Annotated in this window: 7 protein-coding genes and 1 pseudogene; 5 read left to right on the forward strand and 3 right to left on the reverse strand. The window is 43.8% G+C overall.

The annotated features are described in order from the left end of the window. Positions 1–40 precede the first annotated feature (40 nt). Positions 41–475 carry a hypothetical protein gene (locus RUMCAL_RS06385; protein ID WP_021681856.1) on the reverse strand — a complete coding sequence of 145 codons (435 nt, stop codon included), beginning with the start codon at positions 473–475 and terminating at the stop codon, positions 41–43. 151 nt (positions 476–626) lie between these two features. Between RUMCAL_RS06385 and RUMCAL_RS16945 the strand changes: the two are divergent. Then, positions 627–881, forward strand: a pseudogene (locus RUMCAL_RS16945) (transposase); the annotation flags it as partial. Between the two features lie 15 nt (positions 882–896). On the opposite strand, the gene RUMCAL_RS16485 reads toward RUMCAL_RS16945, so the two are convergent. Together RUMCAL_RS16485 and RUMCAL_RS06395 are read right to left on the reverse strand one after the other, a co-directional pair. After that, positions 897–1,103: a hypothetical protein gene (locus RUMCAL_RS16485; RefSeq protein ID WP_040647323.1), complete on the reverse strand. Its 207-nt coding sequence runs from the start codon at positions 1,101–1,103 to the stop codon at positions 897–899. Positions 1,104–1,144: 41 nt separating this feature from the next. Continuing rightward, a complete protein-coding gene (locus RUMCAL_RS06395; protein WP_021681858.1) occupies positions 1,145–1,681 on the reverse strand; it encodes a hypothetical protein in 537 nt (178 codons plus the stop codon). Positions 1,682–1,842: 161 nt separating this feature from the next. Here RUMCAL_RS06395 and RUMCAL_RS06400 point away from each other — a divergent pair, with 161 nt between their 5' ends. From RUMCAL_RS06400 to RUMCAL_RS06415, 4 genes are all read left to right on the forward strand, one after another. Further along, positions 1,843–4,260: a DUF4832 domain-containing protein gene (locus tag RUMCAL_RS06400; protein WP_021681859.1), complete on the forward strand. Its 2,418-nt coding sequence runs from the start codon at positions 1,843–1,845 to the stop codon at positions 4,258–4,260. Positions 4,261–4,598: 338 nt separating this feature from the next. Beyond that, the gene (locus tag RUMCAL_RS14535; RefSeq protein WP_021681861.1) at positions 4,599–6,449 is read left to right on the forward strand and encodes a DUF4214 domain-containing protein; all 1,851 of its coding nucleotides are present in this window, start codon (positions 4,599–4,601) and stop codon (positions 6,447–6,449) included. A gap of 30 nt (positions 6,450–6,479) precedes the next feature. Beyond that, the gene (locus RUMCAL_RS06410; protein WP_021681862.1) at positions 6,480–7,313 is read left to right on the forward strand and encodes a hypothetical protein; all 834 of its coding nucleotides are present in this window, start codon (positions 6,480–6,482) and stop codon (positions 7,311–7,313) included. Continuing rightward, positions 7,313–8,353, forward strand: a complete 1,041-nt coding sequence (locus tag RUMCAL_RS06415; protein ID WP_021681863.1) for an acyltransferase — start codon at positions 7,313–7,315, stop codon at positions 8,351–8,353. Before RUMCAL_RS06410 ends, RUMCAL_RS06415 begins: the two co-directional genes overlap by 1 nt. The last annotated feature ends 33 nt before the right edge of the window (positions 8,354–8,386 follow it).

The raw sequence follows: 8,386 nt of genomic DNA on the forward strand, positions 1-8,386 counted from the left end.
TTCACGAAAACGGTGTTGGGATGCTCATTTATAGTATAGATTATACCTCATCTTCCTTTCCCAGATCACAAATAACACTTACCGCTTCGTTATTTTCCTCTGGCCATCCTGTCGTATTATACACTTTAAACGCTGCTACTAGGGAATTAATCAATTTATGATCTTCTACTATCATGTTTACTGAAATATCAATACGACTGATTTCCCAAATGACATTCTTGCCATTAATTCTTTTTTTAGCTTGAACAGGAATTGGTTGTCCATTATACATAAATATAAATTCTTCAATACATTCTAAAGTTTCTTTGTGTGTATAACAATGAGATAACCACATATTACTGCTATTGTCTATTGTGATATATGAAGGTGTGATTCCTTCCATTATATCCCTATAGTTTCCGTAGGGATTTTTTATCTTCATATCTGATATCTTTTTCTTCTCAGAAATTGATAACTTTTTGTTTACAAACGCCATAATAAAGACCTCCAATGTACTGAACTCAATCGTACATATATTTTTTCAACTATAAATGAGCATCCCTAAGGCAACACCGCACAATTGCCAAACAAGCAAAAATATGATATAATAGATATATGGAAAGACAAATGACTATATGGAAAGACAAATGACGCTGGCAGAAATCAACGATGAACTTGGTGCAGCCAGAACCAATAAAAAAGAATTTTTAGAAAAGCTTGAAACAATCATACCATGGGAAACATTTTTTGAACTGATACAGCCGAGTTGTTACAAAGGAGAACTTGGCAATAAACCATACCCATTGGAATTGATGCTGAGAATATTCATATTGCAGAATGTCTACAATCTCGCAGACATGGCAGTCATGAACGAAGTGATCGACAGCCGTGCATTCTCCAATTTTTGTGGAATCAACTCACCGAGCGAAGTCCCAAACGGTGATACGAGATGTAGATTTATCAATTTTTTCCTCGTTTGCGTTTTGATATTTTGTTTTACGATATTCGTTCACTTTACTTTTCGCAGTTTCCAGATTTTCAAAATCCTTTCTAATTTCACCTACTGTTGTATTTTTATTATATCCACAAAATGAAATTTTTATATCTTTTTTGTCTTCGGCCATTATTTTCTCTCCTTAAAATTTGTGCAGTATTGCCTTGAATCTCATCTGCCCTCTTGCTTGTTCTTCAAAAAAGCCAGACAGGCATTTGCAGTTCCGTGGGTGAAGCCTTGCTTGTCGATCAACATGGTGAAATCCTGACGGGCAAAATATAGAACGATCCACCGTTTATCGCATCGAATCCATGTCAGGTTCTCATATTCCAGCTGGTATTTTTCCAAGGAGGAAGTACTCATCATGCGGATACATTCCGGTAAAAAAGTGTACTGATTGACTGCCTGCAGATCCAGTTTTTTCCTTGTGCGGCGAATGCGGTCTTGTATCTGTTTTTTCGGTAGATGCCACATCCAAAAGGCGGCTGCCAGCAACAGTAAAAATAAGAAATCCAAAAATCCAAGGTGAAAGTCTGCCGTATCGCCAATTTCCAACAAAATTCCCCGATAGATCAGCCGTTCCAAAAACGGTATTGCCAGCAGAATTCCAATGGCACGGCAGATAATGCAGTGCTGTTTCTTCTGCATCTGTAAAATTGCAGCGTATCCGTCTTCTGTAATGCGTGTTGTGTTCTCAAAGTAGTCCAAAACGGCACCTCCTGTTTCTGCGATATTTTTATTATACCATGCGGGAAACGGTTTGTAAAGTTGTTTCGGAAAAAAGTCGAATTATGTCTTGACGAAACTGGGGCTTCTATGGTACAATAAAATATACACAAAACTAAATTTTTATATTGGAGGAAAACTGTATGAAGTTCACAAAAATCATAGCTGCTGCACTGGCACTGCTCTGCGGTTCTGCCATGCTGCCGAAAGCCACTGTCGGTGCGGAAGAAGTACTCTTGGATTCTGGCATTGATTACACGGAATCTACGGAAACACTTGGGAATCCGGGAGCCGGATACAGTTCTGGTGTTGCGGTCAGCTGCAAGCCTAACGACACCAAGGTGTACAACCCGACTGCTAGTCTGGTGGTGCTCTTTGTGGACATTGGCGGCTTTTCCAGCGGAGCAAACGGAACGACTGACGACAGCGGCAATTATACCGCTGGTACGGACTATGATCTGGACGAAACGTTCTTTACAAACTTCCGAAAAACATTGGAAAACTGCCGCAAAAACGGCTGTACCATTGGTATTCGTTTTCGGTATGATGCGAATGGTGTCCGCAATCCTGAACCGGCTACTTTTGAGCAGATGTGCAAGCATATCGAACAAATACGGAAAGACGGTTTTCTGGAAGATTACAAGGACATTATTGCCTATGTAGAAAGCGGCTTTGTGGGTTGCTACGGCGAACAATGGGGCGGAAAATACTGCTCTTTGGAAGACAAGGCGAAGCTGCTGGATCTGTTGTTAGATGTGGTTCCTGACCCGATTCCGGTAACTGTAAGAACACCGAATATCTTTGCCAAATGGGCCGGCATTGAGGAATCGGAACTGGGAGAATATGTGCTGGAACCGAACAGCAAGGCTTCCCGTGTGGGATTGTACAACGACGGTTACATGGGTTCTGATTCCGACCTGGGAACGTTTCACAATCGTGAACGAGATTTGAAGTGGCTGCGGCAGCAGACATATACCTCCTATTATGGCGGAGAGTTTTCCGGAAATCTGGACTTTGCCAAACAGTACGATACATATCTTCCGGAAAATGCGGTGCCGGAAATGTATTATTCGCACTTGAGTTATATCAATTCGAATATTTTTAAACTGTATCAGGATTACACTTTCGGAAAAGAATATGATGTAGAGAACGTAGACAACAGTGCTTACTATGGGGAAACGGTTTTCAAATTCATACGGGATCACATTGGGTATCGTTTTGTGCTGCGGGATTCCGATTTGAGCGAAAGCGTGGAGCAAAACGGTATTTTGAAAGTTTGCACCAAAATTGAGAATACCGGTTTTGCCAACCCGATTATGCAGCAAAAGGCAGAGATCATTCTGGAAAAGGACGGGAATTATATCCGGACAGCTGTTGATGCCAATGCAAACCAGTGGTATTCCTGCACAACTGTTTCTCCGGAATTCGACCTGAAGCTTCCCGCAGGCATTGAAGCCGGCAAGTGGAATGTCTATCTGAAACTTTCCACGGGAGAAAACGACATCAGCGAAACTAACGTTCGTTCTATACAGTTTGCCAATCATGATACCTGGAACTCTGCTCTGGGTGCCAATTATCTGGGTAGCTTTTCTGCAACGGAATCTGATAAGCCGCAGACAGACAACGACTTTTATCAGATCAACACAGAACAGGAACTCCCCCATTCTGACGGCTCTGTCTACACTTATCAGAACCTTTCTGTTGTAGACGGTATCTCCAGCAATGACACGGAATATGCGGAGGACAAGTGCACTGTCACAGACGATAATGGCAATCAGCTGTACATCACTAACAACGACCAATATTTATACGTCTTTGCTGATTTGACATATGATGCTGCTTCTCCGGTGTACAACCTTTCATTCCAGAACAAAACAAGTGGCAAACGGTGCTGGATCTACTATCAGGGAAACGGATTTGTGTATTTCAACAATGGTGTTCCCAGCGGATGTGTCCAGAAGCACGGCGGCAGAAAAGTCGAATTTCGGATCCCTTTGGGAGAACTGGTAGATTTGAAGGCTGGAACTGAAATTTCCAACATCAGTGTGACCATTCAGGATCAGGCAAATTCGTGGGTAAATGCTGGTTCTGTCAACGCGGACAGCTATATTTTACAGGACAATTTTGATGTGTATTCCGCAAAGCAGACAGTTTACCTTGCAGAAAAGGACACCATGCTGCTGACACCGGAAACCTCTGGAACGGGGCTTTCTTACCAGTGGTACCACAATGGAGAAGCAATTGACGGAGCAACGGAAAAAGCCTATACCGTTACAGCAAATACGCAGGAGGACTGCGGGGTTTATTCTGTTGCAGTTTCCTCTCCGAGTGGCACAGTGAAAATTGTGGAATTGTGTGATGTCAAGGGCATCATTTCTCAGACAATTTCGGGTGATGTGAATCAGGACGGCGTTGTCAACACGGCAGATATAGTGGTTTTGCAGAAATATTTGTTGGGAATCGATATACTGACAGAGGAACAGGCAGAACTGGCTGATACAACGGCAGACGGCACGGTGAATGGTTTAGATCTGGGATTGCTGCGGAGCATGATCGGATAAACAAGAAGTAAGGCAATATATCGCAGCTATAGGCAAAAGAAGTCGGAACAGAGTATGGAATATACTCTGTTCCGACTTTCTTCTTCCAGAAACTGTTTAAAAAATTAACCAGGAATTATTTTACTGCTTTTCTTTGCGATTTGCTTATGGTATAATATGAATAAGGATAAATTACCAGATTCGATTCCGCATATTGGGACATCCAGCCAAAACAAGAATTTCGCTTGTCACAAAATCATTGTTTTATGCGTTAAATTCTATGAGAACTGTTTTGGCTTGAAAATATGCGGAATCGATTTGGCTGTCCAAATCAATTACAAGGGAGATCAGAGGCGTTTATGAAAAAGAAGCATCTTCAGAAGCAAATTCTTGCTGCAATGCTGACTGGCGTAATTGTGGTAAACACTTGCCCGATTGTCGCTATGGCAGCAGAAACTATGCCGCCGGAAACGGAAATGGTGCAGGAAGCAACAGAAGAAACGACTGCAACAGAAGCGGCAGAAATCCCAGAAACTCCGGGAGCAGAAGTGCAAACGGAACTTTCCGGTTCGGAAGCTGTGGAAGTTACAACCGCAGAAGCGGAAACAGAAATGGCTGCGGCAGATGTTGAAACTGGAACGGAAGAAATTCCGCAGACGGATGCACCGGAGGATATCGCAGAAGATTCTGTCACGGCATTTGTCAACCGGCTGTACAACGTGTGCTTGGAACGGGAACCGGATTCTGCCGGCTTAAAAAATTGGCATGACAGGATCAGCAGCGACAGCATTTCTGCGGTAGATGCTGTTAAGGGATTTTTGAACAGCAAGGAATATCAGAACAGACAGCTCAGTGATGAAGTGTATATCGCTAATTTGTATCAGGTTTTCTTGAATCGAACCGGAAGCAGTTCGGAAATTCAGCACTGGCTGATTATTTATCAGCAGGGCGTTTCTAAAAACTATCTGATGCATGGCTTTTCCAATTCCACTGAATTCACAAATCTGTGTGCTTCTTACGGCGTGACACGCGGCAGTATTGCATTGACAGAAGAACGTGACAAGTATCCGAATGTTGCGAAAATGGTTGTGAACTGTTATGCTGTTCTGGACAGAACGCCAAGTGGCAGCGAGATCAACCAATGGATTTCTAAAACCAGAAACGGCGGTTCCGGAACTGCACTGGTCAAAAATATCCTGCAATCCCGTGAGTATCAGAACAAAAGCAAGAATGCCAGTGATGCAGATTATATTGCAGACCTCTATCAGGCGTTTTTCGGCCGCAGCTGCAATACTTCTGAGGTGCAATCGTGGAAAAATGTTTTGAGCAACGGTGTTTCCCGCAATTATCTGATGGCACAGTTTGCATCTTCGGCAGAATTCAAAAAGACTTGTTCTGCGGGCGGTATTTCCAGCGGAAATATTACACTGACTGAAGAACGGGACAAGCACCCCGGCGTGGCAAAAATGGTTGCTGGCTGTTATCAGATTCTGGGAAGAACGCCTGCGGGGACAGAAGTGGAAAACTGGGTCAAAAAGACGATCACTACCGGTTCTGGTGCGGAACTGGCAGACGGATTCTTCAAATCGCAGGAATATCACAACAAAAATACCAGTAATGCACAGTATGTCAACGACCTTTATACGGCAATTTTCGGAAGAACTGCCGACAGCAGAGGCTTTTCTTCGTGGAAAAACGCTTTGGACAATGGTACTTCCCGCGATACAGTTCGAAATGCCTTCTATGAGAGTGCTGAGTTCAAACAGCTTTGCAAAAAGAATGGTATTGTAGACAAGAAAAATCGCTATCCGAAAGCTGCGGCTGTTCTGAATCAGGTAGGCTGGGATCTGAAAGCGGCGTTCCAGTGGTCTGCCGGCATGAAGTATTCCAAGTACACGGCGACAGCTGCTCCGGGAACGGAATATTACGCAAATTATGGATTCACCTGCAAAACCGGAAATTGCTATGTTATGGCAGCTACATTCTGCGAAATGGCACGGGAACTCGGCTATGACGCAAAACAGATTTCCGGCAGCGTTCCGTTGAGAAGCGGCGGATATGGTCCGCACTCTTGGGTGGAAATTGAAATCAACGGAACTACTTATGTATTTGACCCCGACTTTACCAATGAAACCAAACGAAATGGATACCAGATCACATATGGACAGTCTGGTACATGGAGATACAATCGTGGTTCTGTAATGAACTGAGAAAACACAACTTGGGAATGGAGAAGAAAAATGAAGAAAACTTACATGACATGGCTTGCCGCATTTTTGGCAGCGGGTGTATTTTTGACTGGGTGCAGTCAGGAGAAGTCGTCTTCCAGTGAATCTGCAACTGAAGAAACTACAGCAGCAACGGTCGCTACTGCTACCACAGAAGAAACTGAACCGGCTACCGAAGCCCCGACAGAACCGGAACTGAAAACGATTGGCGAAAAGGCAGAAGGCGAACACGTTTACAACGTGACGCTGAAAAATGCAACCGGAAAGGAAATCTCCGGCGTGGCGATCAAGGACAGTTCTCAAAGCGAATTCCCCGAAAACATGATGAAAGACAGTGATGTTTTTGCCGCAGATGAAGAACGTGTTCTTTACTATGATGCAACAGAGGCAATCGCTGCCAACGCTGCGGAAGAAACAGATTCCGACAAGATTTTGACTCCGGAATACACGATCCAGCTGACATTCTCTGACGGTACTACAGCAGAGCTGCATCAGTTCCCGTTTGATGATGTAGAAGCTGCGGAGATCCACTGGGAAGATGAAATTGCTTATCTGGTATACACTTCTGTTTCCTCTCAAACCGAGGTAAATACAAAGGAAGCAGAACAGATGCAGGTACAGACGAGTGCAGAAACAGAGCCGGCTGCACAAGATGCAGAAGAAGTGGCAGCTGAGGACGGCTATCAGGAACAGCAGCCCGTCTATGTAGAACCGGAAGAATCTTATGACGAAACACCGGCAGCTGCTCCGGTAGAAAATACACCGGCGGACGAAACACCGGCAAACAATAATGATGCTGCGGATCCGAATAATGGCTGCCTTGGAGATGAGGGATTATTTAACTAATGGAAATCACAAAACGACGTGAAATTTTCTTTCTCTCGGAATTGCGTGCAATTGCCTGCATTGCCATTGTCATACTGCATACGTTCTATGCCGCCAGTGTTTACGCACCGGATCATACTGCAAAAATTGCCGCTTTGACGACGAGAAATCTCATGATGTGGGCTGTTCCCTGTTTTGTCATGGTCAGCGGTGCACTGCTTCTGGATTCAGCACGGGAAGTGACATATCGGAAGATATTCCGAAAGTATATCCCGCGAGTGCTGGCTGCACTGGTACTGTTCTCCGCAGTCTTTCAGATTTTTGACGATGCTACCGGCGAAAGCGGCATTCAGTTCAAAACGATTCTTTATGGGTTGCAAAATGCAGTGACCGGAAGCGGCTGGAAGCACATGTGGTACTTGTATCTGATTACAGCATTGTATTTGCTGCTGCCGTTTTATCGGAAAATTGCTGCTTCCCTCAACTCAAAAGATACGTACTACTTGTTAAGCGTTTATCTGGTGTTTCTATCGCTGCTGCCAATGTTGCAAACACTAACAGAAAAATCGACAGCATTCTATATTTGTGTTTATAGCGTCTATCCCCTTTATCTTTTCTTGGGTGATGCTTTTATGCAAAAACGCATTTGCAAAAAGCCGTGGCTGATGATTCTTCTGGCTTCTGTGGGAACAATTGCAGTTGCCTGTCTGACAATTCTTAGTGAGAAAAAGTCCATCGCCGCATTGTCAGAACTTCTTACCAGTTATGCATTCCCGTTGATCGTATTGCAGTCTGCCGGAATTTTCGGGCTGATGTCCTACAGAGAAAAGAAAGCACCTAAAGTGCTCTATTGGATTTTACATCAGATCGATCAGTGTTCGTTCGGTGTTTATTTGATACACATGCTGTTTCTGAAACTGGTGCTTGTGGTCTGGAAATGGAATCCCTATATGCATGGCGGATTTTTTATGATCCTGGCACTTTCCGTTGGAACGTTTCTCTGCTCGTTCCTGTGTATTCGGTTGCTGAAATATGTTCCAATACTGAAAAAAATTCTTTAAGGCAATACCGTACAAAGTCGCCAGACGCTCTTT

Origin of the sequence: Ruminococcus callidus ATCC 27760 (genome assembly GCF_000468015.1) — a bacterium.
Lineage (GTDB): Bacteria > Bacillota > Clostridia > Oscillospirales > Ruminococcaceae > Ruminococcus_C > Ruminococcus_C callidus.